This is a genomic window from Streptomyces sp. NPDC002886 (assembly GCF_042888445.1).
GTDB lineage: Bacteria > Actinomycetota > Actinomycetes > Streptomycetales > Streptomycetaceae > Streptomyces.
Window position 1 is genome coordinate 434547 of record NZ_JBIAPV010000003.1, and the last position, 26102, is coordinate 460648.

Annotated in this window: 21 protein-coding genes; 9 read left to right on the forward strand and 12 right to left on the reverse strand. The window is 73.3% G+C overall.

The window, feature by feature from the left end:
- Positions 1 to 6 precede the first annotated feature (6 nt).
- The 4 genes from ACFYYB_RS14200 to ACFYYB_RS14215 are packed head-to-tail and all read right to left on the reverse strand — an operon-like array spanning position 7 to position 4589.
- Positions 7 to 660, reverse strand: coding sequence for an ATP/GTP-binding protein (locus ACFYYB_RS14200; protein WP_389435498.1), 654 nt, complete (start codon positions 658 to 660; stop codon positions 7 to 9).
- Complete coding sequence (locus ACFYYB_RS14205) at positions 641 to 1030, reverse strand: DUF742 domain-containing protein (protein ID WP_266881114.1); 390 nt, start codon at positions 1028 to 1030, stop codon at positions 641 to 643. Before ACFYYB_RS14205 ends, ACFYYB_RS14200 begins: the two co-directional genes overlap by 20 nt.
- Positions 1027 to 1521, reverse strand: coding sequence for a roadblock/LC7 domain-containing protein (locus ACFYYB_RS14210; protein ID WP_327304575.1), 495 nt, complete (start codon positions 1519 to 1521; stop codon positions 1027 to 1029). Before ACFYYB_RS14210 ends, ACFYYB_RS14205 begins: the two co-directional genes overlap by 4 nt.
- Complete coding sequence (locus ACFYYB_RS14215; RefSeq protein ID WP_389435501.1) at positions 1518 to 4589, reverse strand: nitrate- and nitrite sensing domain-containing protein; 3072 nt, start codon at positions 4587 to 4589, stop codon at positions 1518 to 1520. Before ACFYYB_RS14215 ends, ACFYYB_RS14210 begins: the two co-directional genes overlap by 4 nt.
- A 395-nt stretch (positions 4590 to 4984) precedes the next feature.
- Between ACFYYB_RS14215 and ACFYYB_RS14220 the strand changes: the two genes are divergently transcribed.
- Positions 4985 to 5758: a hypothetical protein gene (locus tag ACFYYB_RS14220; RefSeq protein ID WP_389435503.1), complete on the forward strand. Its 774-nt coding sequence runs from the start codon at positions 4985 to 4987 to the stop codon at positions 5756 to 5758.
- Between the two features lie 89 nt (positions 5759 to 5847).
- On the opposite strand, the gene ACFYYB_RS14225 is transcribed toward ACFYYB_RS14220, so the two are convergent.
- Complete coding sequence (locus ACFYYB_RS14225; protein ID WP_327304578.1) at positions 5848 to 6288, reverse strand: MarR family transcriptional regulator; 441 nt, start codon at positions 6286 to 6288, stop codon at positions 5848 to 5850.
- 168 nt (positions 6289 to 6456) lie between these two features.
- On the reverse strand, positions 6457 to 8853 hold the full coding sequence (gene lon / locus ACFYYB_RS14230) for an endopeptidase La (RefSeq protein WP_389435507.1): 2397 nt from the start codon (positions 8851 to 8853) through the stop codon (positions 6457 to 6459).
- 165 nt (positions 8854 to 9018) lie between these two features.
- Here lon and ACFYYB_RS14235 point away from each other — a divergent pair, with 165 nt between their 5' ends.
- On the forward strand, positions 9019 to 9594 hold the full coding sequence (locus ACFYYB_RS14235; RefSeq protein ID WP_389435509.1) for a DUF6817 domain-containing protein: 576 nt from the start codon (positions 9019 to 9021) through the stop codon (positions 9592 to 9594).
- A 73-nt stretch (positions 9595 to 9667) separates the two neighbouring features.
- Here ACFYYB_RS14235 and ACFYYB_RS14240 read toward each other — a convergent pair whose 3' ends face one another.
- The 3 genes from ACFYYB_RS14240 to ACFYYB_RS14250 all read right to left on the reverse strand — a co-directional run bounded on the left by ACFYYB_RS14240 (position 9668) and on the right by ACFYYB_RS14250 (position 12491).
- Entirely contained in the window at positions 9668 to 10531 is an 864-nt protein-coding gene (locus ACFYYB_RS14240) for a sulfurtransferase (RefSeq protein WP_389435511.1), read from the reverse strand.
- A 142-nt stretch (positions 10532 to 10673) separates the two neighbouring features.
- On the reverse strand, positions 10674 to 11072 hold the full coding sequence (locus ACFYYB_RS14245) for a hypothetical protein (protein ID WP_389435513.1): 399 nt from the start codon (positions 11070 to 11072) through the stop codon (positions 10674 to 10676).
- A 129-nt stretch (positions 11073 to 11201) separates the two neighbouring features.
- Positions 11202 to 12491, reverse strand: a complete 1290-nt coding sequence (locus tag ACFYYB_RS14250; RefSeq protein ID WP_389435515.1) for a hypothetical protein — start codon at positions 12489 to 12491, stop codon at positions 11202 to 11204.
- 260 nt (positions 12492 to 12751) lie between these two features.
- Here ACFYYB_RS14250 and ACFYYB_RS14255 point away from each other — a divergent pair, with 260 nt between their 5' ends.
- The gene (locus tag ACFYYB_RS14255; RefSeq protein WP_389435517.1) at positions 12752 to 13381 is read left to right on the forward strand and encodes a hypothetical protein; all 630 of its coding nucleotides are present in this window, start codon (positions 12752 to 12754) and stop codon (positions 13379 to 13381) included.
- Between the two features lie 106 nt (positions 13382 to 13487).
- Here ACFYYB_RS14255 and ACFYYB_RS14260 read toward each other — a convergent pair whose 3' ends face one another.
- Positions 13488 to 14147, reverse strand: coding sequence for a TetR/AcrR family transcriptional regulator (locus ACFYYB_RS14260; RefSeq protein ID WP_389435519.1), 660 nt, complete (start codon positions 14145 to 14147; stop codon positions 13488 to 13490).
- 148 nt (positions 14148 to 14295) lie between these two features.
- On the opposite strand from ACFYYB_RS14260, the gene ACFYYB_RS14265 reads away from it, so the two are divergent.
- The 5 genes from ACFYYB_RS14265 to ACFYYB_RS14285 all read left to right on the forward strand — a co-directional run bounded on the left by ACFYYB_RS14265 (position 14296) and on the right by ACFYYB_RS14285 (position 23794).
- Positions 14296 to 15633 carry an MFS transporter gene (locus ACFYYB_RS14265; protein WP_389435521.1) on the forward strand — a complete coding sequence of 446 codons (1338 nt, stop codon included), beginning with the start codon at positions 14296 to 14298 and terminating at the stop codon, positions 15631 to 15633.
- A gap of 128 nt (positions 15634 to 15761) precedes the next feature.
- Entirely contained in the window at positions 15762 to 17540 is a 1779-nt protein-coding gene (locus ACFYYB_RS14270; RefSeq protein ID WP_389435523.1) for a glycoside hydrolase family 3 protein, read from the forward strand.
- A gap of 247 nt (positions 17541 to 17787) precedes the next feature.
- Positions 17788 to 18531 carry a response regulator transcription factor gene (locus ACFYYB_RS14275; RefSeq protein WP_389435525.1) on the forward strand — a complete coding sequence of 248 codons (744 nt, stop codon included), beginning with the start codon at positions 17788 to 17790 and terminating at the stop codon, positions 18529 to 18531.
- Positions 18528 to 19622: an ATP-binding protein gene (locus tag ACFYYB_RS14280; protein WP_389435526.1), complete on the forward strand. Its 1095-nt coding sequence runs from the start codon at positions 18528 to 18530 to the stop codon at positions 19620 to 19622. Before ACFYYB_RS14275 ends, ACFYYB_RS14280 begins: the two co-directional genes overlap by 4 nt.
- A gap of 257 nt (positions 19623 to 19879) precedes the next feature.
- Positions 19880 to 23794 carry a multifunctional oxoglutarate decarboxylase/oxoglutarate dehydrogenase thiamine pyrophosphate-binding subunit/dihydrolipoyllysine-residue succinyltransferase subunit gene (locus tag ACFYYB_RS14285; protein ID WP_389435528.1) on the forward strand — a complete coding sequence of 1305 codons (3915 nt, stop codon included), beginning with the start codon at positions 19880 to 19882 and terminating at the stop codon, positions 23792 to 23794.
- Positions 23795 to 23969: 175 nt separating this feature from the next.
- Here the strand turns inward: ACFYYB_RS14285 and ACFYYB_RS14290 are convergent, their stop codons facing one another.
- Positions 23970 to 25196 (reverse strand): aKG-HExxH-type peptide beta-hydroxylase, encoded by a 1227-nt coding sequence (locus tag ACFYYB_RS14290; RefSeq protein WP_389435530.1) that lies wholly within the window; start codon positions 25194 to 25196, stop codon positions 23970 to 23972.
- Between the two features lie 149 nt (positions 25197 to 25345).
- Here ACFYYB_RS14290 and ACFYYB_RS14295 point away from each other — a divergent pair, with 149 nt between their 5' ends.
- Entirely contained in the window at positions 25346 to 25531 is a 186-nt protein-coding gene (locus ACFYYB_RS14295) for a DUF6104 family protein (protein ID WP_010061466.1), read from the forward strand.
- A 126-nt stretch (positions 25532 to 25657) separates the two neighbouring features.
- Here ACFYYB_RS14295 and sodN read toward each other — a convergent pair whose 3' ends face one another.
- Entirely contained in the window at positions 25658 to 26053 is a 396-nt protein-coding gene (sodN, locus tag ACFYYB_RS14300; RefSeq protein ID WP_030709803.1) for a superoxide dismutase, Ni, read from the reverse strand.
- Between the last annotated feature and the right edge of the window lie 49 nt (positions 26054 to 26102).

Here is a 26102-nt window from a genome sequence, read left to right on the forward strand (position 1 = left end):
CGTTCTCTATTCGGGAGTCGAGTCGAGGGCGTGGCCCACGAGGGTCATCAGGGATTCCAGTACGGTGACCCGGCGCCGCGCGTCCATGATCACGACGGGTACGTGCGCCGGTATGGTCAGCGCCTCCCGCACGTCCTCCGGTTCGTACGCGCGCGTGCCCTCGAAGTGGTTGACGGCCACGGCGTACGGCAGCCCGCAGCTCTCGAAGTAGTCGAGCGCCGGGAAGCAGTCGCGCAGCCGCCGCGTGTCGGCGAGGACGATCCCGCCGACGGCGCCGCGCACCAGGTCGTCCCACATGAACCAGAAGCGTTCCTGGCCGGGGGTCCCGTACACGTACAGGACGAGGTCGTCGTCGAGCGTGACGCGCCCGAAGTCCATGGCGACGGTGGTGGTGTGCTTGTCCGGAGTGGCGGACAGGTCGTCGGTCGGTGCGGCGGCCTCGGTCATCACCGCTTCGGTGCGCAGCGGCCGGATCTCGGAGACGGAACCGACGAACGTGGTCTTGCCCACCCCGAACCCACCCGCCACCAGCACCTTCACGGCGACGGGCGCGCGCGAGCGGTCGTACTGCCAGGGCTGTGCGGGCTCGTCCGGATCGGTGTCCCGATCCGCGGCCGGGCTGGTGGAGAAGAGACCGGTTTCAGAGACGGCGGAGCCCACTGAGCACCCTTTCGAGCAGAGCGCGGTCGGGACGGCCACTGCCGTGCCCGGTCCCGTAGACACGGATCCTGCCCTGGTCGGCGAGGTCGCTGACCAGGACGCGGACCACGCCGAGCGGCAGTTTCAGCAGGGCGGCGATCTCGGCGATCGTCCGCATGCGGCGGCAGACCTCGACGATCGCCGGCATCTCCGGCATCCGGTCGGCCTTGCGCGGCTCGGACACCTTGGTGTCCAGGGCCGCGACGAAGGTCTCGACGTGCAGGACCTGCGTGAAGCGGGTGCGGCCGCCCGTCAGGGAGTAGGGGCGTACACGGGCGGGGCGGCGGTCGGCGCCGCGTATCGGCAGCCGGTCGGAGGCCGGACTCCTCACGGGGTGTTCTCCATCGACTGGCGCAGCTCACTGCGGACTTCGGGGGTCAGGACGTGGCCGGCGCGGCCCACGAACAAGGCCATGTGGTACGCGACGACGCTCATGTCGCAGTCCGGCGTGGCGTGCACGCCGAGGAGCGAGCCGTCGCTGATGGCCATGACGAACACGGAACCGTGCTCCATGGCCACCATCGTCTGCTTGACCGAGCCGCCGTCCATCAGGGCGGCGGCGCCCGTGGTGAGCGAGCCGAGGCCGGAGACGATGGTCGCGAGATCGGCGGACGCGCCGCGGGGGCCCGCTGGTCGGGCGGGTGCGGCGGGGGACGGATTCGGCGTGTCGGGAGCCACCGGATCGGAGGACAGCAGGAGGAGCCCGTCCGAGGACACGACGGCCACCGAGTTGACCCCGGGCACCTCCTCGACGAGGTCGGTCAGCAGCCACTGAAGGTTGCGGGCCTGGGAGCTCAGTCCGTACGTGCTGGACGCGTTCATGTGCGTGCCTCCTGTGCGGTGTCCCCCCGGTCGGTCTGCCCCTGGTCGTGCGGCGGGTCCTGTGGCGGGTCCTGGCGGGAGTCCTGCGCGAGCTCGGCCTCCACGACGCGGCGCCCGTCCTGGGCTCCCCGGTAGAACCCGCCGAGACGGCGGCGCAGCTCGTCGGCGTCCACCCGGCCCGGCACCGGACGCACCTCGTCCCCGCGCCCGGCGGCCACCGTGCGGGGGCTCCGCTTGGGCAGCCCCTTGTCGGTGAGGACCTCCTGCGGCTCGCTCCCCCGCGGGGCGGCGGCCGGGTCCCGGAGCGGCTGCCCGGTGGGCGCCTCGGCCTGCGGCGGTACGCGGAACACCTGCTCGGCGGGTACGTCCCCGGGCGCCTCGGCGGCGGCCGGGACCTCGGCGGCGGCCTCGGCACCGGCCTGGGCCTGCGGCCGTACGCGGAACACCTGCTCGGCCGGCACCTCGACCGGCGCCGGAACCCGGAACACCTGCTCCGTGGGCGGCAGCTGCCCGGCCGGGGGCGCGAACGCCGCCGGAGCGGGCTCCGGCGCCACCCGGGCGGGCGGCTCCGCGAGGGTGTCGTCCGCGTCCGCGGTGTCTTCCGCGGCGCCGTGCGCGGGCTCAGGCTCGGGGAAGGCTGCGGGGGCCGGCTCGGGGAAGGCTCCGGGGGCCAGGGCCTCCGGCTCCGCCTGGAACTCAGGCTCCGCGAGGAACTCAGGCTCCGCGAGCGATTCCGCTTCCGGGTCCGCCTCCGCGAGCGCTTCCGGGCCCGGCTCCGCGAACGCCTCCGGGGCCGGCTCCGCCGGGAAGACGGGCTCCGGCCGGGCCGGGGCCACCGGGGCCTCCGGCTCCGCCGGGCTTTCGGGGGCGGGAGCGGCAGGGCCCCGTAGACGCGAGGGGAGGGTGTTCTCGTTGGCCTCCGCGATCACCCCGGGCAGCTGCAGCGCGGGGGCGCCCGGTGCGCCCATGGCGTGGACCGGGGACGCCGGCGGAGCGACGGGCAGCAGCGCCGCCGGTACGACGACCAGGGCCTCCGTGCCGCCGTGCCGCTGGATGCGCAGCTCCGCGCTCACCCCGTGCCGGGCCGCGAGCCGGCCCGCCACGTAGAGGCCGAGGCCCAGGCCGTGTTCGGACTCGGGCTCCTCGTCGTACGCCTCGGGCGTGGCCAGCCGCTCGTTGAGCGTGGCCAGCCGGTCACCGGTGATCCCGATGCCCTCGTCGACGACGGAGAGCACCACGTCGCCGGAGTCCAGCAGCCACCCGGACACCTTCACCTTGGCGTCCGGCGGCGAGAAGGTCGTCGCGTTCTCCAGCAGCTCCGCCAGCACGTGCGAGATGTCGTCGGCGGCGTGCCCGGCGACCTGCGTGTACGAGGGCAGCGCGCCGAGGTCGACGCGCTCGTAGCGCTCGATCTCGCTGACCGCCGCCCGCATGACGTCGACCAGCGGCACCGGCAGGCCCTGGCCGTGGCCGTGCTCCTGGCCGGCGAGGACGAGCAGGTTCTCGTTGTGGCGGCGCATCACGGTCGCCAGGTGGTCGAGCTTGAAGAGGGTGGAGAGGCGGTCCGGATCCGGCTCCTCGGACTCCAGCTCCTCGATGACGGCGAGTTGGCGCTCGACGAGCCCCAGGGTCCGCAGGGAGAGCGACACGGACGTCGTCGACATGATGCGGCGGTGCTCTTCCAGCCCCGCCCGCAGCTGCGCGAGTTCTTCCTCCAGCGCTTCCCGGCCGGCCGAGAGCGCCTCGTTGCGGCCGATGAGGCGGCGCCGGTCGGCGTCGAGTCCGGCGATCCGGGTGTGCAGGGAGACCGTCTGGTCACGCACCCCGTTGAGGTGGCGCACCACTTCGGCGAACTCGTCGTTGCGGCCTGTGAACCGGACCGGTTCCACCGAGCCCTCCGGCGTGGCCAGCCGGGCCGCGCCGCGCCGCAGGACCGACAGCGGGCGGGTGAGGGAGCGCGCGATGGCGGTGGAGATGCCGAGGGTGACGAGGAACAGCACGCCGAGGAAGGCGACCATGAGCTCCAGCGCGGTCACGTCGTCGTCGCGCAGCGCGGCGAGCGCGGTGGCGCGCTGGCCGGCGAGGGTGGCCTCGACCGAGCGCATCCGGTCGACGCGGGCGGTGAGGGCCGATCCGACGGCGCCGGGGTCGAGCTTGCGGTCGGCGGCGGAAAGGGTCGGCCGGTCGGTGAGCCGCTTGAGGTAGTCGTCGGCCGTCTTGACCTCGGGTCCGGTGACGGTGGCGGTGAGGCTCTGGCGCACGTCGGGACGCGCGGCCCGCGCGAAGTCGTCGAGCGCGCCCTGCTCCCGTACGCGCGCCCGCTGGGCGGCGGCGGTGAGTTCGTCCACGAAGGCGGCGCCCGGCTGCCGGTCGCCACCGGGCACGGACAGTGCGGACAGGAGCAGTCCGCGGGTGGCGGAAGCCTGCTCCGCGGCCTGGCCGAGGGCGGCCAGCGGGCGGGTGGTGACGAGGGCGTCGGTGGCGCGCGGCGGGGTCAGCTCGGTGAGCCGGTCGCCCGGTGCGAGGAGTTCGCCGATGACCCCGGAGTAGGCCTGGTGGGCGGTGAGGGCGCTGTCCCTGCCCTCGATGGCCTCGGTGCGGACCGCTGCGATCCTGCCGAGGGCCTCGGCGAGTTCCTCGTCGGCGTCCGCCTGCACCTCGGCGAGCTGGCGGTCGGTGCCCGCGGCGCGTTGCTGGACCGCGGCGGCCTGCTTGCCCCGGGGGCCGCCGGGGCGGCCCTTGGCCACGTACGCGGTGACGGCGTCGCGCTCGTCCCCGAGCAGGTGGGCGAGGGTGAGGGTCTGCCGGCTCCGGTCGGCGAGGGTGACCAGCTGCTGGGAGTCCTTCAGGTCCGCGGAGGCGGACAGGACGGCGGGCGCTCCCGCCACGAGCACGGCGAGCCCTGCCACGGCGACCCCGATGACCAGCCTGCTGCGCACGCGGACGCGGCGCCCGGTGGGAGCGGCCGCGGCGACCGGGCCGCCGGGGGCTCGTCGGTCGGGTGCGGTGCCGTCGGGTGCGGTGCCGTTCGCGACGGTGCCGTTCTTCCGAGGCCGCTTCTTCTGCACCGGTGCTCGCAATCCTGTTTACGTGTGCTGCTCGTGCTCGTTGCCTGATGCCCGTACGTGTCACGCGGTACGCGCCGCTTGCGCGCGTCCACCGCCGTACCGCCTCAGACCCTCGCAGTGAGTTGGGAAGGGGGCCGCACATCGCCCGCCCGGCCACACGAAGGAGTGAACAGCACGGAGGAGTTGGCGACCAACTCGGCGATCGGCTGTCAGGGCCCGGCCGTGGACGGGTGGTTGAAAGATCGATGCGGCTTTTGGCAGGATGCCCGCCCACATCGCCGAGGGGCGGCCCACGGAACCCGGAAGTCCGCTCCCTCCCCCCTCCCGCCGCTTTGGTCCGTACCTTCCCCGGCCCTTCCCACCCCTACGGAGGCCCGCCCGGGCAGAATGTCCGCATGCGCATCGATCTCTCCTCCGCCCCCGGCAATCCGGAACGCCCCAACGAGGACTGGCTGTCGGCCGCGATCCCCGCCTCGGGCGGCGGAGTCCTGGTCGCCCTCGACGGGGTCACCCCGCCGCCGGGGGAGGTCGGATGCACGCACGGAGTGCCGTGGTTCGCGGCCCGGCTGGGCGGCCGATTGACCGAACTGTCCGGATCGCGCCGGGACATGCCCCTCGACCGCGTCCTGGCGGAGGCCATCCGCGTCACCGCGGACGCCCATCGCGACACCTGTGACCTTTCTCACGTCCGGACCCCGCAGGCCACGGTGGTCGTGGTCCGCTGGGACGCCTCCTGCGTCGAACACCTGGTGCTCTCGGACTCCGTGCTCCTGCTCGAGGCGCCCGGGGGCGAGGTGCGCGCGGTCCTCGACGACCGGCTGGACCGGATCCCGCGCGAGCTGCTGCGTACGGAGGCCTCCGCCGACACGCTGCGCAACGCGGAGGGCGGCTTCTTCACCGCCGCCGCGGACCCGGAGGTGGCCGACCGGGCGGTGACCGGGCGGACGCCGCGCGCGCGGGTCCGGGCGGTGGCGGCGCTCACCGACGGCGCCAGCCGGTGGACGGACACGTTCGGGGAGGGCGACTGGGCCGAATGCCTGGCGGTGCTGCGCAAGGAAGGCGCGCAGTCCCTGATCGACCGGGTCCGCTCGCTGGAATCGGATCCGGGCCGGGCGCACCGCCGCGAAAAGCGCCACGACGACGCGTCGGCGGCTTACGCGGAGCTGTAGGGGTTGCCCCGAGCGCCGGGGGCTCGTGTGTCCCGGTCCGGGGGCTCGTGTGTCCCGGTCCGGGGGCTCGTGTGTCCCGCCCCCGGGGGCTACTCCGCGCCCGCGTTCAACTGGTTGAGCAGCCGCGCCAGTTCCGCCACTTCGCCGCGGTCCCAGTCCGCGAGCTTGCGCATGTACTGCTCGCGCCGGGCGCCCCGGACGCGCAGGAAGCGCTCCCGGCCCTCCTCGGTGAGCCCGACCAGGAAGGCCCGCCCGTCCGCCGGGTCCGGCTCGCGGGCCAGCAGGCCCAGTACCTCCAGGGCCCGAAGCTGCCGGCTCATCGTGGCCTTGCCGACCCCGAAGTACGCGGCGAGCTCGGTCGCCCGCTGCCGTCCGGCGGCTTCCAGCCGTACGAGGAGCCCGTAGGCGGCCGGTTCCAGTTCCGGGTGCAGCTCGCGCGCCATCTCCCCGGAGGAGGCGCGGGCCCGTCGGAGGAAGACGGACAGCTCCCGCTCCAGGGCAAGGAACTCCTGGTCTTCGGTCCCGTGCACGGACGGCTCCTTCGCTGGTGGGTGGGCCACCAGTATTTCGCAGCGGGTACGCCGGGGGCCCGGGGCCCCGCCGGAGCGGGAGACCCCGGGCCCCCGGCCCGCGCGGATGCCCGGCGGGGCGGCCGGTCGACGGCCGGACGGTCGGCGGCCGGACGCCTCGTGCCCGGATCAGGCCGCCGCGGCCACCGGAACCCCGTCCGCGGCCAGGGCCAGCTCCAGGACCTGCCGTACGTCCGTCACCGGGTGCACCGACAGCCCCGCCAGCACCTCCGCGGGAACGTCGTCCAGGTCGGCCTCGTTCCGCTTCGGAATGATGACGGTGGTCAGCCCGGCCCGGTGCGCGGCCAGCAGCTTCTGCTTGACCCCGCCGATCGGCAGGACCCGCCCGGTCAGCGAGACCTCCCCGGTCATGGCCACGTCCGTGCGGACCTGCCGGCCCGACAGCAGCGAGGCCAGCGCCGTCGTCATCGTGATGCCCGCGCTCGGGCCGTCCTTGGGCACCGCGCCCGCCGGGAAGTGGATGTGCACGCCCCGGTCCTTCAGGTCGGCGACCGGGAGTTCCAGCTCGGCGCCGTGGGAGCGCAGGAAGCTGAGCGCGATCTGCGCCGACTCCTTCATCACGTCTCCGAGCTGGCCCGTCAGCGTGAGCCCGGCCGCACCCGTCTCGGGATCGGCCAGCGAGGCCTCGACGAACAGGACGTCACCGCCCGCCCCGGTCACGGCGAGGCCGGTGGCCACGCCCGGTACCGCGGTGCGCCGCTCGGCCGGGTCCTGCGCGGACTCCGGCACGTGGTGCGGCCGCCCGATGAGCGCCCGCAGGTCGTCCGCGCCGATCCGCAGGGGCAGCTCCCGCTCCCCCAGCTCGTGCTGGGAGGCCACCTTGCGCAGCAGCCGGGCGAGGGAACGCTCCAGGGTGCGCACGCCCGCCTCCCGGGTGTACTCGCCCGCCAGCTTGCGCAGCGCGTCCTCCTCCAGGACCACTTCCTCCGCGGCCAGGCCGGCGCGCTCCAGCTGCCGGGGCAGCAGGTGGTCGCGGGCGATGACGACCTTCTCGTCCTCGGTGTAGCCGTCGAGGCGGACCAGTTCCATACGGTCGGCGAGAGCTTCGGGGATGGACTCCAGCACGTTCGCGGTGGCGAGGAACACCACGTCGCTCAGGTCCAGCTCCACCTCCAGGTAGTGGTCCCGGAAGGTGTGGTTCTGGGCCGGGTCGAGGACTTCGAGCAGCGCCGCGGCCGGGTCGCCCCGGAAGTCGGAGCCGACCTTGTCGATCTCGTCGAGCAGGACGACCGGGTTCATGGACCCGGCTTCCTTGATCGCCCGTACGATCCGGCCGGGCAGCGCGCCCACGTAGGTGCGCCGGTGCCCGCGGATCTCGGCCTCGTCGCGGACTCCGCCGAGGGCCACGCGGACGAACTTGCGCCCCATGGCGTGGGCCACGGACTCCCCGAGGGAGGTCTTTCCGACGCCGGGAGGGCCTACGAGCGCCAGCACGGCCCCGCCCCTGCGCCCGCCGACGACGCCCATCCCGCGCTCGGAGCGGCGCTTGCGCACCGCCAGGTACTCGGTGATCCGGTCCTTCACGTCGCTCAGCCCGGCGTGCTCCGCGTCCAGGACGGCGCGGGCTCCCCGGATGTCGTACTCGTCCTCGGTCCGCTCGTTCCAGGGCAGTTCGAGCACGGTGTCCAGCCAGGTGCGGATCCAGGACCCCTCCGGGGACTGGTCGCTGGAGCGCTCCAGCTTGTCGACTTCCTTGAGGGCGGCTTCCCGCACCTTCTCGGGCAGGTCGGCGGCCTCGACGCGGGCCCGGTAGTCGTCGGACTCCTCGCCCTCCTTCTCCCCGCCGAGCTCGCGCAGTTCCTTGCGCACTGCGTCGAGCTGCCGCTTGAGCAGGAACTCGCGCTGGACCTTGTCGACACCATCCTGGACGTCCTTGGCGATGGACTCGGCGACGTCCTGCTCGGCGAGGTGGTCGCTGAGGGCCTTGACCGCCAGCTTCAGCCGCGCGATCGGGTCGGCCGTCTCCAGCAACTCCACCTTCTGCTCGACGGTCAGGAACGGCGAGTACCCGGAGTTGTCCGCGAGGGCCCCGACCCCCTCGATCTGCTGCACCCGGTCCACGACCTGCCAGGCCCCGCGCTTCTTGAGCCAGGTCGTGGCGAGCGCCTTGTACTCCTTGACGAGCTCGGCAACGGCCCCGGGCAGCGGATCGGGGACGACCTCGTCCACCGTCTCGCCCTCGACCCAGAGCGCGGCCCCGGGGCCGGTCGTCCCGGCCCCGATGCGGACCCGGCCGCGGCCCCGGATCAGCGCCCCGGGATCCCCGTCGGACAGCCGCCCCACCTGCTCCACGGTCCCGAGCACCCCGGTACCGGCGTACTTCCCGTCGACCCGGGGCACGAGCAGCACCTTCGGTTTGCCGTCCCCGGCGGCGGCCTGGGCCGCCTCGACGGCGCCCCGCACCTCGGCGTCGGACAGGTCCAGCGGAACGACCATCCCGGGCAGCACGACCTCGTCGTCGAGCGGCAGCACGGGCAGGGTGAGCGTTACGGACGTCGAAGCCATGATGTTCCCTCCGGCAGTGAAGTTGAGCTATGCCGACTCAATGCGCGGGCGCCTCCCGATGTTCCCCAAGCGCCGTTCGCCGGGGGCGAACACTCGTCGCCGGCCGGATGTCCGCATGGCGATCGCGTCGGGCGCCGGACCCGGGTGCCTCGTCATGATGGGCGCATGACGCCCAGCGACGACAAGCACGACAAGCACGCACCCACCGATTCACCGGCGATCGCCCTGCTCAAGGAGGTGGGGGCGGAGACCACCAAGCACTCGGGCGGGACGCTCCTGACCCACCTGCTGCGCGTCGAGGCACTGGTCGCCGCCTGGGGCGGTCGGCCGGCGCTCCGGACCGCGGCCCTGTGCCACGCCTTCTACGGCACCGACGGACTGCCACTGATACTCCTGGACCTTTCCGAACGGGCCCGCCTCACCGAGGCGATCGGTACGGAGGCCGAGGAGCTCGTCTACTTCTACGCGAGCTGCGACCGCAAGGCCTCCTACCCCGGCCTCTCCGCACCGGACGAAGCGTCGGCGGTCTTCCGGGACCGGTTCACGGGCGAGGAGTTCGTTCCGTCCCCTCGGCAGCGCCGCGACTTCGCCGAACTCACGGCGGCCAACGAGCTGGACCTGGCCAAGGTGAACGCGTCCTTCCGCGAACGCAACGGCGCCGGTCTGCTCGAACTGTTCACCCGGTGGTCCCCCCTGCTGTCGGAGCCAGCCCGCCGTGATGTGACCGCCGTGCTCGGCTGACCCGCGCGGGCACCGGCCGTCCGCCCGGCACCCGCCCGGCGGCGGCCCGACCCCCCGGCTCAATTCCCCCGGCTCAACTCCCCGCCACGACCGGCCGGTCCGGGGACGGCACGCCCCATTCGCTCCAGGAGCCGTCGTACACGGCGAGGTCCTCGTACCCGGCGAGGTCCGCGCCGAGGGCGAGCACGCAGGCGGTGACGCCGGATCCGCAGCTGAAGTAGAGCCGTTCCCGCTCGCCCACCGCCGCCCCGAAGGCCGTACGGAGTTCCGCGGCGGGGCGCATCAGGCCGTCGGGGTGCTGGAGTTCGCCGAAGGGGAGGCTGACCGCGCCCGGCATGTGGCCGCCGCGCAGGCCCGGGCGGGGTTCGGGGGCGACGCCGGCGAAGCGCTCGCGGGTCCGGGCGTCCAGCACCGCGGCGGCCGGGTCGGCCAGGGCCGCCGAGACGGCGGCTGCGTCCACCAGCAGCCCGGCGCGGGGCCGGGCCGTGAAGGAGCCGCGCGGGCCCTCGTAACCCGGTCGGCGCCGCTCCACCGGCCGCCCGGCGGCGAGCCACGCGGGCAGCCCGCCGTCGAGGACGGCCACCCGGCCGAAGCCCATGGCGCGCAGCATCCACCAGGCGCGGGCGCTGGAATAGATCCCGGCGCCGTCGTACGCGACGACCGTGCTGGTGTCGTCGACGCCGAGGGCCCGCATCGCCTCGGCGAAGGCGGCGGGGCCGGGCATGGTGTGCGGGGCGGCGGCGGTGTGGTCGGACAGCGCGCCGTCGAGGTCGAAGGGGCGGGCCCCCGGAATCCGCCGGTCCGAGTCGCGGTGCGCCCCGACGGAGGCGTCGAAGACGACGAGTCCGGGCGTCCCGAGCCGCTCCGCGAGCCAGCTCCCGCCGACGAGCGGGCCGGGCGGCACGAGACCGCGGGAGTGGGAGTGGGCTGCTTCCATGAGGCACCTCCGACAGGATCCGACGGGCCCCGGCACGATCGGCGCCCCGCCTCCCATCCTCTCCCCCGCGCCCTCGCGTTCCGCGAACGCCCCTGCTGCGGGAGCGGCTTGCCCGGGCGGGCCGCCCCTCGACCCGGGTGGTTCAACGGGCCGGCATTCCCCCGTGCGGGCTGTTCAGCACCATGGCCAGTGATCCGGCGGCAAGGTAGTCGTGACCCGGGTAGTACTCGATGTGCTGGTGCCCGCCGTCCTCCATCTCCGCCGTGGACCGCAGTTCATCGGCGAGAGCGCCCAATGCCGTGCGGTCGCCCTCGATCAGCAGGGCGCGGCGTGCCGGGTCGACTCCGACGCGGACACCCGATCCGCTGCGGGCCAGGACCTCGACCGAGGTCAGTTCGGTGCCGCCGAAGCTCGGTTCGGTGGAAGCCGAAGCCTCCGTGACGCCGCCCCCCGCACTGAGAGCGCGGGCCACGGCGACCAGCTCCGACGCGCTGCCCGAGAGGTCCACCCCGCCTTCGCCGGGGAAGAACAACACCCTCATCCGTCACCACCCCTTCGGTTCCGCACTGCGGGACTCCCTCATGACGATCATGCGGTCGCACCTGTTCACCGGTGGCCCCGCCGACCCACCGAACCCACCGAACCCACTGACCCACCGACCCGGCGGGAGCTACGGGCAGCCGCCCGGTCTCGCGAAGAGCGCCACGCGGGCGCCGCGTACGTCCATCACGGAGCACAGGTCGAAGTGGGAGACCAGCGTCTGGCGTTTCACCGCCTCCGCCGGGTAGCCGTCCAGCGGCTGCCCCGCCGGGTCCAGCAGGGCGACCACCCGGTCGACGGCCGGGTCCAGCAGGGCCGCCCGGATCTGCTCCGGGGTCCGCTCCACGCCTTGGAGGCTCCGCGAAGCCGCCGGGGTGCGGGACAGGGCGAGGTCGCTCAGGGACCCGTAGAGCTCCGGCGAGGACAGCAGCCATTCGCGCCGCCGCGAGGGGAGGAACAGCACCTCGTCGCCCGGGCGGGCGAGTTCGGCGACGGCCGCCGCCACGGCCCGCGCGTCGTCCTTGCGGCTCTCGGGGGTACGCAGCCACGCGGACCAGAACCCCACGGGGACGAGGAGGACCCCGACCAGCGGCCACACCCACCACCCCCGCGCCGCGGCGAGCCGCGCCCCCACGAGGAGGGCGAGGCCGGCGAGGGCGTAGAGGACGTACCGGTCCACGTACCAGGGGTGCACCAGCGAGACCGCGAGCAGCAGCCCGGGCGGCACCAGCGCCAGCGGCAGGGCGACCCGTACGAGGTCCCGCGCGGCCCCCCGGGCCAGCAGCAGGGAGGTGGCCGCGAGGACCCCGTACGCCGCCCAGTCCTGCCAGCTCGGCCGCCCGAGCCAGCCCAGCTGCGTCTGCGCCTGCCGCGCGCTGACCAGCGCGAGCGGCAGCAGCGCGGCCACCACCGCCCCGGCGGCGAGCCGCCAGCCGCGGGAGCGCCGGGCGGCGAGGGCATGCGCGGGCAGCGCCAGTACGGCGAACTCGTGCAGCCAGCAACCCAGCACCAGCACCGCCGCGTAGGCGACCCAGCGCTCGCGCAGCATCAGGTACGTGGCCCAGACGACGGCCGCGGCGACGAACGCGTACGAGCGCCCCTCCTGGGCGTACATCTGCACGGGCGGCAGCAGGGCGTACGCGACCCCGGCCGACACCGCGACCCGGTCGGCAGGACCGGCGCGCCGACCCGGTCGAGCCGGGCCGCCGGACCGGTCGGGCGCGCCCGGGCGGGAGGACCCCCCGCCGGGCGGCGGACCCGTCAGGTGGTGGGCCACCGCGGCCACGCCGGAGGCCGCGAGGGCCGTGGCGGCCACCGAGGGGAGGCGCAGGGCCCAGAGGCCGGGGTCGGAAGCGGCGGTGCCCGTCGCCGCGAACACCGCGTGCATCAGGAGGTAATAGAGGCCGTGGACGGCGTCCACCTGGCCCAGCAGCTCCCAGAGTTCCCCGAGCGGGCGGTGCGCGACCTGCCACGTGACGGACTCGTCGCGCCACAGGGAGCCGCCCCGCGCGAGGCCCCAGAGGCCGAGGGCGAATGCGGCGAGGGGCGGCAGCCAGCGCCAAGGGGCGATGCGGCGGATGTCTGCCTCCGGGTGCTATCCGTGCGGGTGGTGCCGACTCCATACTCGGGGTTCGAGCCGGATACCTGCGGGGGTGGGGCGTGCGAGCACGTGGTGGACGAGTGGGCTTGGCGACGGCGGCCGCGGCGCTGGCCGTGGTGACGGCCCTGGGCGGCTGTTCCTCCGACGGGTCGCGGGACGGAGCCTCACCGAAGCCGAGCACGGGCACAGGCACGGGCCCGGGCACGAGCAGCGGCACCGGCCCCGCCACCACCGCCCCCTCCGGGACGGCGACGGACGCCCCGGGGACCGCGTCCCCCGGCCAGAGCGCCGGTACCACCGGCCCGGCCCCGCAGCCCGCGCCCAGTGCCTCCGCGCCGGCCCCCGCACCCAGCGCCTCGCAGCCCGGCGCCGGCGAGACCCTGCTCGCGGTCACCCGCAGCGGGGGCCTCGGCGGAAGGACCAGCACCTTGATCATCAAGGGTGACGGATCGTTCCAGCGGCTGAATTCCAAGGCCGAGACGGTCGACCGCGACAAGCTCTCCGCGGCCGCCCTCGCGAAACTGCGCACCGCGCTCCAGCAGGCGGACTTCCCCCGGCTGCCACGGATCTCGATGCCCTCCGAGCCGGTCGCCGACGCGTTCACGTACGCCTTCCGGCACGGCGGTTACGAGGTCGCCGCCGCCCAGACCACGCTGCCGCGGCCCCTGGAGGGGGTCCTGAGCTCCCTGCCGCCCTTCGAGCCGCGCTGACCGAGTACGCCGGGGCCGACGCGCCCGATGAGCTCAATGAGTCCTATGAGCCCGACGGGCTCGACGGGTTCGACGGGCCGGGCCGCGCCGATGCGGCGCCGCCCCGTCACAGCCCCGTTCCCGCCACCGTGATCTCCCGCAGCCGCCGGTCCAGGTAGCCGCGGAGCAGGACCGCCATGTCCACGCCCTCCGGGTCCAGCACCCACTGGATCTGGAACCCGTCCATCACCGCGATCGTCTCGCGGCCGACGGCCTCGCAGTCCGTGTCCGGCCGCACCTCCCCGCGCGCGACGCCCGCCCGGAGCAGGTCGACGCTGTAGCCGAGCACCCGGTCGTAGCGCTGCCGGAAGTAGGCGTGCGCGGGGTGCCCCGGGTTCCCGGACTCGCCGACCAGCGTGTTGTACATCCGTACGAGCCCGGGCCGGCGGGCGTTCTCCTCGGCGAGGGCGACCACCGCGGCGAAGTGCGCGGAGACCGCGGGCACCTCTTCCGCGGGCCCGCTGAAGAGCCGCTCGACGTCGTGCTGCTCGCTCTGCGCGAGGACCGACAGCAGCAGGTCCTCCTTGCCGCGGAAGTGGTGGAGCAGGCCGCCCTGGGTGATCCCGCAGTCGTTGGCGATCCGGGCCAGCGAGGAGGCGTGGAAGCCCCACTGCGCGAAGTGCTCGACGGCGGTGTCGAGGATCTTCTGCCGACGGGCGTCGCCCACCGCGTAGCCGCCCCGGGCGGTCGCCGCCTTGGGGGCCGTTCGACCCTTGTCCTGTGCCATGCGGACCACCCTAAACCCGACTGTTTCCGGCCATCCCGATGGAGTGATCCAGCTCACTGTTCGAAAACCTAGTGGGTACGTGGTTTTCGCGCCTACGGTGAAATCGCCCGGTCGGCGACGAGGCCGACGCGGAGACGTTGGAGCCCCCATGCCGCTCACGCAGGACCCCGGAACCGCACGCGACGCGACCGCCGACCGACCCGATCCGGCCACCCCGGCCTCCGCCCCGGCCCACGCCCCGGCCCACGCCCTGGTCGGCACCCCCGCCGACGCCCCCGCCAAGCTGATCTTCGGCCTGGTCGCCGCCCAGCTCGGCGTCTGCATCGCCGTCTTCACCCCGATCGTCGTGACCCTGGCCCTGCGCGTGGCCCAGATCGTCCCGGAAGCCGAGCGCGGCGCCGCCCTCGGCAAGGTGCTCTCCGTCGGAGCGCTGCTCGCCCTCGTCGGCAACCCGCTCTTCGGCGCCCTCTCCGACCGCACGACCAGCCGGTTCGGCCGCCGCCGCCCCTGGCTCGTGGGCGGCATGACGATGGCCGCCGTCGGGCTGACCGTCGTCGGCCTCGGCTCCAGCGTCACCACGCTGCTCATCGGCTGGGCCATCGCGCAGCTCGGCTGCAACGCCGCCCTGTGCATGGTCACCGCCTGCATCCCGGACCTGATCCCGGACCACCAGCGCGGCCGCGTCTCCGGCATGGTCGGCATGATGCTGTCCGTCTCGATGGTCGCGGGCAGCTTTCTCGCGCAGCTCTTCACGGACGACATGGCGCTGGCCTTCATCGTCCCGGCCGCCGTCGGCGTCCTCGGGGTGTGCGTGCTGGCCGCGGTGATGCCCGACCGGCCGGCCCGCGCCGAGTCCGTGGCCCCGTACGGGTGGCGGGAGTTCCTGCACAGCTTCTGGGTGAACCCGCGCAAGAACCCCGACTACGCGTGGAACTTCGCGAGCCGTTTCCTGGTCTTCATCGGCATCGCCTGCGTCACCAGCTACCAGGTGTACTTCCTGATGGACCGCCTCGGGGTCGCCGAGGGCGAGGTCGCCTCGAAGATGTTCACCACCACCCTCGTCACCGTCGGCGGTGTCGTGGTCGGCTCCCTCGCCGGCGGCTGGCTGTCCGACGCCACCGGCCGGCGCAAGCCCTTCGTGCTCGCCTCCGCCTTCGTCATCGGCGTCGGGCTGCTGCTGATCGCCACGTCGGGCACCTTCGGGATGTTCCTCTTCGCCGTGGCCGTCTTCGGCTTCGGCGAGGGCCTCTACCTCGCGGTCGACGTGGCGCTCGCCGCCGCCGTCCTGCCCGACCCGGAGACCGCCGCCAAGGACATGGGCGTGCTCAACATCGCCAACGCCCTCCCGCAGTCCCTCGTCCCGATGCTCGCGCCGTTCGTCCTCGCCATCGGCGGAGGCGGCAACTACGGCGCCCTCTTCCTCGTCGGCGGCATCGCGGCGGCCGTCGGCGCCGCCCTCGTACAGCTGATCCGTTCGGTGAAGTGACGGCCCGCCACCCGACGGGGCCCGGCGCCGCCCCGGCCCGCGCCCACGCACCGGCGACCAGACCCCCACTCCATCAGTCGTCCACCCCCGCGACCTCCCGCGCGACCGACCTCCTCAGGAGCCCCGCCATGAACGCCACCCCGGCCACCCCCACCAGCCCCCTCCCCTACCGGGACGCCGCCCTCCCCGTCGACCAGCGCGTCGAGGACCTGCTCTCCCGCATGACCCTGGAGGAGAAGGCCGGCCAGCTCTTCCACTCGATGCTGATGATGAACCCGGACGGCACCCCGGTCACCGAGACCGACGGCTCGATCCTCCCGCTCACCACCCCCGAGCTGATCGAGGACCGCCACCTCACCCACTTCAACCTCCTCGGCAGCTACGGCGCCCGCGAGATGGCGATATGGCAGAACGCCGTGCAGGAGATGGCCGCCGCCACCCGCCTCGGCATCCCGGTGACCCTGTCCACCGACCCCCGCCACTCCTTCACCGACAACGTCGGCGCCTCCTTCAACGCCGGCGCCTTCTCCGCCTGGCCCGAGGCGATCGGCCTGGCCGCGATCGGCGACCCCGAGCTGGTCTTCGAGTTCGCCGACATCATGCGGCGCGAGTACCTCTCCGTCGGCTTCCGCGTCGCCCTGCACCCGCAGATCGACCTGGCCACGGAGCCCCGCTGGGCCCGCCAGTCGGGCACCTTCGGCTCGGACGCGAAGCTGACGGGCGAGCTCGTCCAGGCGTACGTACGGGGCCTGCAGGGCGAGACGCTCGGCGCGGCCTCGGTCTCCGCGATGGTCAAGCACTTCCCCGGCGGCGGCCCGCAGAAGGACGGCGAGGACCCGCACTTCGCGCACGGCAAGGAGCAGGTCTACCCGGGCGGGATGCGCGAGCACCACCTGGAGCCGTTCAAGGCGGCCATCGCGGCCGGCTGCTCGCAGATAATGCCGTACTACGGCCAGCCCCTCGGCACCGACTGGGAAGAGGTCGGCTTCGGCTTCAACAAGGGCGTCGTCACCGGCCTGCTCCGCGAGCAGCTCGGCTTCCAGGGCATCGTGTGCACCGACTGGGGCCTGATCACGGACTCGGTGATCTTCGGCGAGGCGCACCCGGCCCGCGCCTGGGGCGTGGAGCACCTGAGCGTCGCCGAGCGGGCGGCCCTGGCGCTGGAGGCGGGTTCGGACCAGTTCGGCGGCGAGCAGTGCCCCGAGGTGGTCGTGGAGCTGGTCCGCTCGGGCCGGGTCACCGAGGCCCGGATCGACGCGTCCGTGCGCCGGCTGCTGCGCGAGAAGTTCGTCCTCGGCCTCTTCGAGAACCCGTACGTGGACCCGGACGCGGCGGCGGCGACCGTCGGCCGCGCCGACTTCACGGCGGCCGGCGCGGCGGCCCAGCGGCGCTCCCTGACGGTGCTCACCAACACCGGGGAGACCCTGCCGGTGTCCGGCCGGCCGAAGCTGTACGTCAAGGACGTGGACGCGGACGTCGCGGCGGCGTACGGGGACGTCGTGTCCGACCCGGCCGAGGCGGACCTGGCGGTGCTGCGGCTGCGCACGCCGCACGAGCCCCGCACGAACATCTTCGAGTCGTTCTTCCACTCGGGTTCGCTGGCCTTCCCCGAGCCGGAACTCGCCGAGATCCTGTCCCTCCTGGACGCCGTCCCGACCCTGGTCTGCATCAACCTGGAGCGGGCCGCGGTGATCCCCGAGATCGCGGAGCGGGCGGCCGCGCTGATCGCGGACTACGGCGCCTCCGACGCGGCCCTCCTGGACGTGGCCTTCGGCCGGGCCGTGGCCGCGGGGCGCCTGCCCTTCGAGCTCCCGCGCTCGATGGAGGCCGTCGCGGCCTCCCGGCCCGATGTTCCGAACGACACCGCCGACCCGGTCTTTCCGCACGGCCACGGCCTGACCCTGTAGCCCCGGAGCGGGGCGGCCCCGCGGGGCGAAGTCCCCCACCCGCCCTTCCACCGTTCCCCGGGGCTGCGCCCCGGACCCCGCGCCTCCACGCCGGCGGGGCTGGACTTTCCAGCCCCGCCGGCGTTTGAAGTGCAGGTCCGGGGGCAAAGGCCCCCGCGACGAACCCGCGCAGCGAACCCGTCATAGCCGGAGCCCGAGCGCTCCTCTACGCTGCACCCCTACCACGCGGGATCTTCAGGGGCGGGACATGGAACAGACGCACACCACCACCCACAACGGCGCCGCGGCCACCCCGGGCGCGCAACGCCGGGTACTCGTCGTCGAGGACGACCACACCATCGCCGAGGCGATCGCGGCCCGGCTGCGCGCCGAGGGCTTCCAGGTGCAGACGGCCGCGGACGGACCGGCGGCCGTCGCCGCGGCCGAGGGCTGGCTGCCGGAGCTGCTGGTCCTGGACGTCATGCTGCCGGGCTTCGACGGCCTGGAGGTCTGCCGCCGGGTCCAGGCGCAGCGGCCCGTTCCGGTGCTGATGCTCACCGCCCGGGACGACGAGACCGACATGCTCGTCGGCCTCGGGGTCGGCGCCGACGACTACATGACCAAGCCCTTCTCCATGCGCGAGCTGGCCGCGCGGGTCCACGTACTGCTGCGTCGGGTGGAGCGGGCCACGCTGGCCGCGCACGCCCCGCGCGGGGCCACGCTGCGCCTCGGCGATCTGGAGATCGACCACGCGCAGCGCCGGGTCCGGGTGCACACCGAGGACGTGCACCTGACGCCGACGGAGTTCGACCTGCTGGTGTGCCTGGCCGGGACCCCGCGGGCGGTGCTCTCGCGGGAGCAGCTGCTCGCGGAGGTGTGGGACTGGGCCGACGCGTCCGGGACCCGTACGGTCGACAGCCACATCAAGGCGCTGCGCCGGAAGATCGGCGCCGAGCGGATCCGTACGGTCCACGGCGTCGGGTACGCCCTGGAGACCCCGGCGCAGTCGTGAGCGGCTACCGGCCGCCGGGGCAGCGACCGCCCGGGGTGCTGCGGCCCTTCTCCCCGTTCTCGATCAAGACCAAGCTGGGCACGCTCGTGGTGGTGTCGGTCTTCATCACCACGGGTCTGCTGATGGTGGCGCTGCGCACGGCCACCGAGGTGCGCTTCATCACGGTGTTCTCGGTGATCGCCTCGATGCTGATCACCCAGTTCGTGGCGCACAGTCTGACGGCGCCGCTGGACGACATGACCACCGTGGCCCGTGCGATATCCCACGGGGACTACACGCGCCGGGTGCGCGGGGCGGGCCGCCGCGACGAGCTGGGCGACCTGGCCTCCACCATCAATCTGATGGCCGACGACCTGGAGGCGGTGGACCGGCACCGCAAGGAGCTCGTGGCGAACGTCTCGCACGAGCTGCGCACCCCGATCGCGGCCCTGCGGGCGGTGCTGGAGAACGTGGTGGACGGGGTCTCCGCCGCCGATCCGGAGACCATGCGCACGGCCCTGAAGCAGACCGAGCGGCTCGGCCGGCTGGTGGAGACCTTGCTGGACCTCTCCCGCGTGGACAACGGGGTGGTGCCGCTGCGGGCGCGCCGCTTCGAGGTGTGGCCGTACCTGTCGGGAGTACTGAAGGAGTCGGGCTTGGCGGCCGCCGGCCGGCCGGGCCTGTCCTCCGGCTCGGGCGGGCACACCCGCAACGACGTCCACCTGCACCTGGACGTGTCCCCGCCGGACCTGACGGCGCACGCGGACGCCGAGCGGCTGCACCAGGTCGTGGCGAACCTGATCGACAACGCGGTCAAGCACAGCCCCCCGCACGGCCGGGTCACGGTCCACGCCCGGGCGGGCGACGCGCCCGGAAGCCTCGCGCTGGAGGTTCGGGACGAAGGTCCCGGCATTCCGGAGTCGGAGCGCCACCGGGTCTTCGAGCGGTTCAACCGGGGCAGCGCACGGGGCGGCGACGGCGGCACGGGGCTGGGCCTGGCCATCGCCCGCTGGGCGGTCGGCCTGCACGGGGGCCACATCGGAGTGGCCGAATCATCGCGAGGCTGCCGGATCCTTGTCACACTTCCGGGCAGCTCCCAGGCGTCGAGTTGACGTAGGGTTCGAGTGGGAAGGACATGATCTCGGCCACACGCGCCGGGGTCCGTCAGGGGTGCGAAGCCAGGGGGCCGCAACCGCGGTGTCTCCTGCCCGAACCACGCTTGTTTCCCGCCATTCCTGGTGGTGAAACCCGCCGTTCGATGTGACCTACGCGACGTAAGTCCCGCCCGGTCTGCATCACACGGCCCGGGAGGCGTAGCCTTTATTCCCGCTGTCCATACCTTGTGAAGCGGAAGAGGGCGGTTGCCGCCGTGTCGCCACAGTCCCCCAGTAACCCGAGCACCACGACCGAAGCAGGATCAGGCGGGAAGAACCCCGCCCCGGGCTTCGGCGCGAACGAGTGGCTCGTCGACGAGATCTATCAGCAGTACCTCCAGGACCCGAACTCGGTCGACCGGGCCTGGTGGGACTTCTTCGCCGACTACAAGCCGGGTGGCGCTGTCGCTCCGGTGAAGGCGGATAAGCCCACGGACCGGCCCGCTCCCCCTGCCTCGACGACGACGGACGGCGCCTCCGCACAGGCCGCCGCCCCCGTCACCGCCGTGGCTCCGCAGGCTTCCGACGCCGCCGCCCCAGGGACTGCGAGCCCCGCGCCCGCCACCCCCGTCGCAGCGCCCACGACGCCCGTGTCAGCACCTGCCCCTGTACCTGCCACCCCCTCTGGTGCCCCTGCTGTGACTGTCACCTCCCAGGCCCCGGCCGCCGCCGCACCGGCAGCCCCCGCCTCCCCGGCTCCGGCCGCCACCCCCTCCGTAGCCCCCCAGAAGGCCGCGCCCGCCACCGAGGCCCCTGCCGGCCCCGAACTGGTGACGCTCCGCGGCCCGGCGGCGGCCGTGGTCAAGAACATGAACGCCTCGCTGGAAGTGCCGACGGCCACGTCCGTCCGCGCCGTCCCGGTGAAGCTGCTGTTCGACAACCGCATCGTCATCAACAACCACCTGAAGCGGGCCCGGGGCGGGAAGATCTCCTTCACCCACCTCATCGGCTACGCGATGGTGCAGGCCATCAAGGCCATGCCGTCGATGAACTACTCCTTCGCGGAGAAGGACGGCAAGCCGACCCTGGTCAAGCCGGAGCACATCAACTTCGGCCTCGCGATCGACCTGGTGAAGCCCAACGGCGACCGCCAGCTCGTCGTCGCCGGCATCAAGAAGGCCGAGACCCTCAACTTCTTCGAGTTCTGGCAGGCCTACGAGGACATCGTCCGCCGGGCCCGCATCGGCAAGCTGACGATGGACGACTTCACCGGGGTGACGGTCTCCCTCACCAACCCCGGCGGCCTGGGCACCGTCCACTCCGTGCCCCGCCTGATGCCCGGACAGTCGGTCATCATGGGCGTCGGCTCCATGGACTACCCCGCCGAGTTCCAGGGCACCTCTCAGGACACCCTGAACAAGCTGGGCATCTCCAAGGTCATGACCCTGACCTCGACCTACGACCACCGGGTCATCCAGGGCGCGGCCTCCGGCGAGTTCCTGCGCGTCGTCGCGAACATGCTGCTCGGCGAGAGCGGCTTCTACGACGACGTCTTCGAGGCGCTGCGCATCCCGTACGAGCCGGTCCGCTGGCTCCGGGACATCGACGCCTCGCACGACGACGACGTCACGAAGGCCGCCCGCGTCTTCGAGCTGATCCACTCCTACCGGGTCCGCGGCCACGTCATGGCCGACACCGACCCGCTGGAGTACAAGCAGCGCAAGCACCCCGACCTCGACATCACCGAGCACGGCCTCACCCTGTGGGACCTGGAGCGCGAGTTCGCGGTCGGCGGCTTCTCCGGCAAGTCGATGATGAAGCTCCGCGACATCCTCGGCGTGCTGCGCGACTCGTACTGCCGCACCACCGGCGTCGAGTTCATGCACATCCAGGACCCGAAGCAGCGCCGCTGGATCCAGGACCGCATCGAGCGCCCGCACTCCAAGCCGGAGCGCGAGGAGCAGCTGCGGATCCTGCGCCGGCTGAACGCGGCGGAGGCCTTCGAGACCTTCCTGCAGACGAAGTACGTCGGCCAGAAGCGCTTCTCCCTGGAGGGCGGCGAGTCCGTCATCCCGCTGCTCGACGCCGTCATCGACTCGGCCGCCGAGGCCCGCCTCGAAGAGGTCGCGATCGGCATGGCCCACCGCGGCCGCCTGAACGTGCTGGCCAACATCGTCGGCAAGTCGTACGCGCAGATCTTCCGCGAGTTCGAGGGCAACCTCGACCCGAAGTCCATGCACGGCTCCGGCGACGTCAAGTACCACCTGGGCGCCAACGGCACCTTCACGGGCCTGGACGGGGAGCAGATCAAGGTCTCGCTCGTCGCGAACCCCTCGCACCTGGAGGCGGTGGACCCGGTCCTGGAGGGCGTGGTCCGCGCCAAGCAGGACATCATCAACAAGGGCGGCACGGACTTCACGGTCCTGCCCGTCGCCCTGCACGGCGACGCGGCCTTCGCGGGCCAGGGCGTCGTCGCCGAGACGCTGAACATGTCGCAGCTGCGCGGCTACCGCACCGGCGGCACCGTGCACGTGGTCATCAACAACCAGGTCGGCTTCACCGCCGCCCCGGAGTCCTCGCGTTCCTCGATGTACGCGACCGACGTGGCCCGCATGATCGAGGCGCCGATCTTCCACGTGAACGGCGACGACCCGGAGGCCGTGGTCCGCATCGCGCGGCTCGCCTTCGAGTTCCGTCAGGCGTTCAACAAGGACGTGGTCATCGACCTCATCTGCTACCGCCGCCGCGGTCACAACGAGTCGGACAACCCGGCGTTCACGCAGCCGCTGATGTACGACCTGATCGACAAGAAGCGCTCGGTGCGCAAGCTGTACACCGAGTCCCTCATCGGTCGCGGCGACATCACCCTGGAAGAGGCGGAGCAGGCGCTCCAGGACTTCCAGGGCCAGCTGGAGAAGGTCTTCGCGGAGGTCCGCGAAGCCGCCACGCAGCCCGCGGTCGCCCCGGTGGCGCCCGCGCAGGTCGCGCAGGAGTTCCCGGTCTTCGTGAACACCGCGATCTCCCAGGAGGTCGTCAAGCGGATCGCCGAGGCCCAGGTCAACATCCCTGACACGGTCACCGTCCACCCGCGTCTGCTGCCGCAGCTGCAGCGCCGCGCGGCGATGATCGACGACGGCACCATCGACTGGGGCATGGGCGAGACCCTGGCCTTCGGCTCGCTGCTGATGGAGGGCACCCCGGTCCGGCTGTCCGGCCAGGACTCCCGCCGCGGCACCTTCGGCCAGCGCCACGCGGTCCTGATCGACCGGGAGACGGGCGAGGACTACACCCCGCTGCTCTACCTGTCGGACGAGCAGGCCCGCTACAACGTCTACGACTCGCTGCTCTCCGAGTACGCGGCCATGGGCTTCGAGTACGGCTACTCGCTGGCCCGCCCGGACGCGCTGGTCCTCTGGGAGGCCCAGTTCGGCGACTTCGTCAACGGCGCGCAGACCGTCGTCGACGAGTTCATCTCCTCGGCCGAGCAGAAGTGGGGCCAGACGTCCGGCGTCACGCTCCTCCTGCCGCACGGCTACGAGGGCCAGGGCCCGGACCACTCCTCCGCCCGCCCGGAGCGCTTCCTGCAGATGTGCGCGCAGGACAACATGACGGTGGCCATGCCCACGCTCCCGTCGAACTACTTCCACCTGCTGCGCTGGCAGGTCCACAACCCGCACCACAAGCCGCTCATCGTCTTCACCCCGAAGTCGATGCTGCGTCTGAAGGCGGCGGCGTCGAAGGCGGAGGAGTTCACGACCGGTTCGTTCCGTCCGGTCATCGGCGACTCCACCGTGGACCCCAACGCGGTGCGCAAGGTGGTCTTCTGCGCGGGCAAGGTCTACTACGACCTGGAGGCCGAGCGCGAGAAGCGGGGCATCACCGACACGGCGATCATCCGCATCGAGCGCCTCTACCCCCTCCCGGGTGCCGAACTCCAGGCGGAGATCGCCAAGTTCCCGAACGCGGCGAAGTACATCTGGGCCCAGGAGGAGCCGGCGAACCAGGGCGCGTGGCCCTTCATCGCCCTCAACCTGATCGACCACCTCGACCTGGCGGTCGGCGCGGACGTCCCGGCCGGCGAGCGCCTTCGGCGCATCTCCCGCCCGCACGGCTCGTCCCCGGCGGTCGGCTCGGCCAAGCGCCACCAGGCGGAGCAGCAGCTCCTCCTGAACGAGGTCTTCGAGGCCTAAGCGCCACGCTTGCTCGAACGGCGGAAGGCCCGGCCCCTCTGGGGGGCCGGGCCTTCCGGCATGCTCGGCCGCATCCGGCCCTTGAGGACCGGAGGTCCGGGGTCCGGGGCGGAGCCCCGGGGAACGGTGGAAGGGCGGGTAGGGGACCTCGCCCCGCGCAGCGGCCCACCGGGCGTCAGCCGGCCGCGTACGGGGCCAGGTTCGGGTGGGCCTCGCACCAGGCGGCCCGGTCCCGGTCCACCACCCCGCGGGCCACCGCGTACCGCGTGCCCGGCGCCGCCACCCCGTCCATGGCCCGCTCGGCCGCGGCCATCGCACCGACGAACACCCGGCCGCCCGCGGTGAGTTCCGGGCAGGCGTCCAGGACGGGCAGCACCGCCGCCACCTGCGCCCGCACCCGCGCGTGCTGCGCCCACGCCCCCCTGGCCCCGTAGAGCGCCGCGCGCTGCCAGTAGCCCGCCAGCCCGAGATGCGCGTACGCGCCCCTCAGGAGCCCCTCCAGCGGCCGTGGATCGTCCCTCCAGGGGGCCCAGTAGCGTGCCGTGCGGTCGGCGGTGTGCAGCGGCAGCGCCTCCGCGAGGGCCGCGAGCTTCCCGTGCTGCACCTCGAAGACGAGGGTCGCGGCCAGCGCGGGCGGCGGCTGCGCCCGCGCCAGGACGGAGCCCGCCGCCCCGGGCAGGGTTCCGCCGTAGGAGCGGGAGCTGCCGGACAGCGGGACCAGGCAGCGCAGCAGCCTGCCGGTCTCCTCCGCGCGGGCGGTGTCGTAGCGCCGCAGCAGGGTCAGGGCCCCGGACCACTGGGTGTCCCAGCGCTTGTGCCCCTTGGGGGTGAGCCGGCGGGCGGCGGGCACGGTACCCGGGGCGCGGTACGGGTCCAGGTCGTCCAGGGCGGTACGGCCGTCGGGCAGCGCGTGCAGGGCCAGCGCCTCCGGGTTGCCGGGGTCCCAGGAGCCCTCGGTCAGGGCGATCGGGCCCGGCCGGTCCGGGCGCAGCAGTCCGAGGGTGGGCAGGACCAGGCGTCCGTGCGCGGGCCGCAGCGTGATCTTGAAGCCGATCCCGGCGCGCAGCGCCGCGGCGGCGGCCAGTGCCCCGAGGTGTCCGAGGTCGGCGGGCGGTCCGTGCCGCGTGCGCAGCCGGCCCAGCGTCTCCTCGGCCCACAGCCCGGTGGCCGGATAGTGCACCACGTCGCCCACCGCACGGGGGTCGCGCCGTCCGGCCTCCTCCAGCAGGGCCCAGCGCTCGGCCGCCTCCCCGGCGCGGGCGCCGGGCAGCCGCGCGAGCTCCCCCAGCAGCCGCAGCCGCCGGGCCCGCCGTACGCCGCACACCAGCGCGGTGCCCTCGGCGGACGGCTCGGTGGAACCGAGGGCCCTCAGCACGCCGTCGCTCGGCTCGGGGTGTTCCATGCATGCCTCCCGCCGCGGACCCTCCATCCCTGCCCTGGGGAGGGGCTCCGCGAACGGCGGAAAGCGGTCAGGTCGGGTCCGGCCCCCGCGGGGGGCGGATTATCCTGACGGGACACACCCGAACACCCGACCACCGCACGGAGCCCGACTTGTACTTCACCGATCGCGGCATCGAGGAGCTGGAGAAGCGGCGCGGCGAGGAGGAGGTCACCTTCGAGTGGCTCGCCGAGCAGCTGCGCACCTTCGTCGATCTGAACCCGGACTTCGAGGTCCCGGTGGAACGCCTCGCCACGTGGCTGGCCCGCCTGGACGACGAGGACGACGAGGACGAGTAGGCCTGGTAGGCCTGGTGGGCCGAGTAGGCCCCCGCGCACGACGAAGGGGCCCGACCGCGATGCGGTCGGGCCCCTTCGTCATCGTCCCGCGGGACAAGGCGGATCCGATCGGACTGGAGAGTCCGATCAGGCGGCCTTGGTCTCCCAGAAGATGCGGTCGATCTCGGCGATGAGCTCCAGCGCCTTGGCGCCGGTCGCCGGGTCGTTCGACGCCTTGGCGGCCGAGAGGGCCTTCAGGGTGTCGTTGACCAGGGTGTGCAGCTGCGGGTACTTCTCAAAGTGCGGCGGCTTGAAGTAGTCGCTCCACAGCACGGAAACGTGGTGCTTCGCGAGCTCGGCGCGCTGCTCCTTGATGGTGATGGCGCGCGCGCGGAAGTCGGCGTCGTCGTTGGCCTGGTACTTCTCCTGCACGGCCTTGACGGACTCGGCCTCGATGCGGGCCTGGGCAGGGTCGTACACGCCGCACGGAAGATCGCAGTGGGCGGAGACCTTCGCCTTGGGGGCGAAGAGGCGGGAAAGCATGGAGTTTGTCCTCCTCGTGATCGTCTTCTCAAGGGGGAGATTACTCCGT

What these genes read in the sequence shown, in the direction of transcription:
- ACFYYB_RS14210 (WP_327304575.1), bottom strand. Translation starts at nt 1,521, where the DNA reads ATGAACGCGTCCAGCACGTACGGACTGAGCTCCCAGGCCCGCAACCTT.
- ACFYYB_RS14220 (WP_389435503.1), top strand. Translation starts at nt 4,985, where the DNA reads ATGCGCATCGATCTCTCCTCCGCCCCCGGCAATCCGGAACGCCCCAAC.
- lon (WP_389435507.1), bottom strand. Translation starts at nt 8,853, where the DNA reads ATGGCTTCGACGTCCGTAACGCTCACCCTGCCCGTGCTGCCGCTCGAC.
- ACFYYB_RS14235 (WP_389435509.1), top strand. Translation starts at nt 9,019, where the DNA reads ATGACGCCCAGCGACGACAAGCACGACAAGCACGCACCCACCGATTCA.
- ACFYYB_RS14240 (WP_389435511.1), bottom strand. Translation starts at nt 10,531, where the DNA reads ATGGAAGCAGCCCACTCCCACTCCCGCGGTCTCGTGCCGCCCGGCCCG.
- ACFYYB_RS14245 (WP_389435513.1), bottom strand. Translation starts at nt 11,072, where the DNA reads ATGAGGGTGTTGTTCTTCCCCGGCGAAGGCGGGGTGGACCTCTCGGGC.
- ACFYYB_RS14260 (WP_389435519.1), bottom strand. Translation starts at nt 14,147, where the DNA reads ATGGCACAGGACAAGGGTCGAACGGCCCCCAAGGCGGCGACCGCCCGG.
- ACFYYB_RS14265 (WP_389435521.1), top strand. Translation starts at nt 14,296, where the DNA reads ATGCCGCTCACGCAGGACCCCGGAACCGCACGCGACGCGACCGCCGAC.
- ACFYYB_RS14270 (WP_389435523.1), top strand. Translation starts at nt 15,762, where the DNA reads ATGAACGCCACCCCGGCCACCCCCACCAGCCCCCTCCCCTACCGGGAC.
- ACFYYB_RS14275 (WP_389435525.1), top strand. Translation starts at nt 17,788, where the DNA reads ATGGAACAGACGCACACCACCACCCACAACGGCGCCGCGGCCACCCCG.
- ACFYYB_RS14290 (WP_389435530.1), bottom strand. Translation starts at nt 25,196, where the DNA reads ATGGAACACCCCGAGCCGAGCGACGGCGTGCTGAGGGCCCTCGGTTCC.
- sodN (WP_030709803.1), bottom strand. Translation starts at nt 26,053, where the DNA reads ATGCTTTCCCGCCTCTTCGCCCCCAAGGCGAAGGTCTCCGCCCACTGC.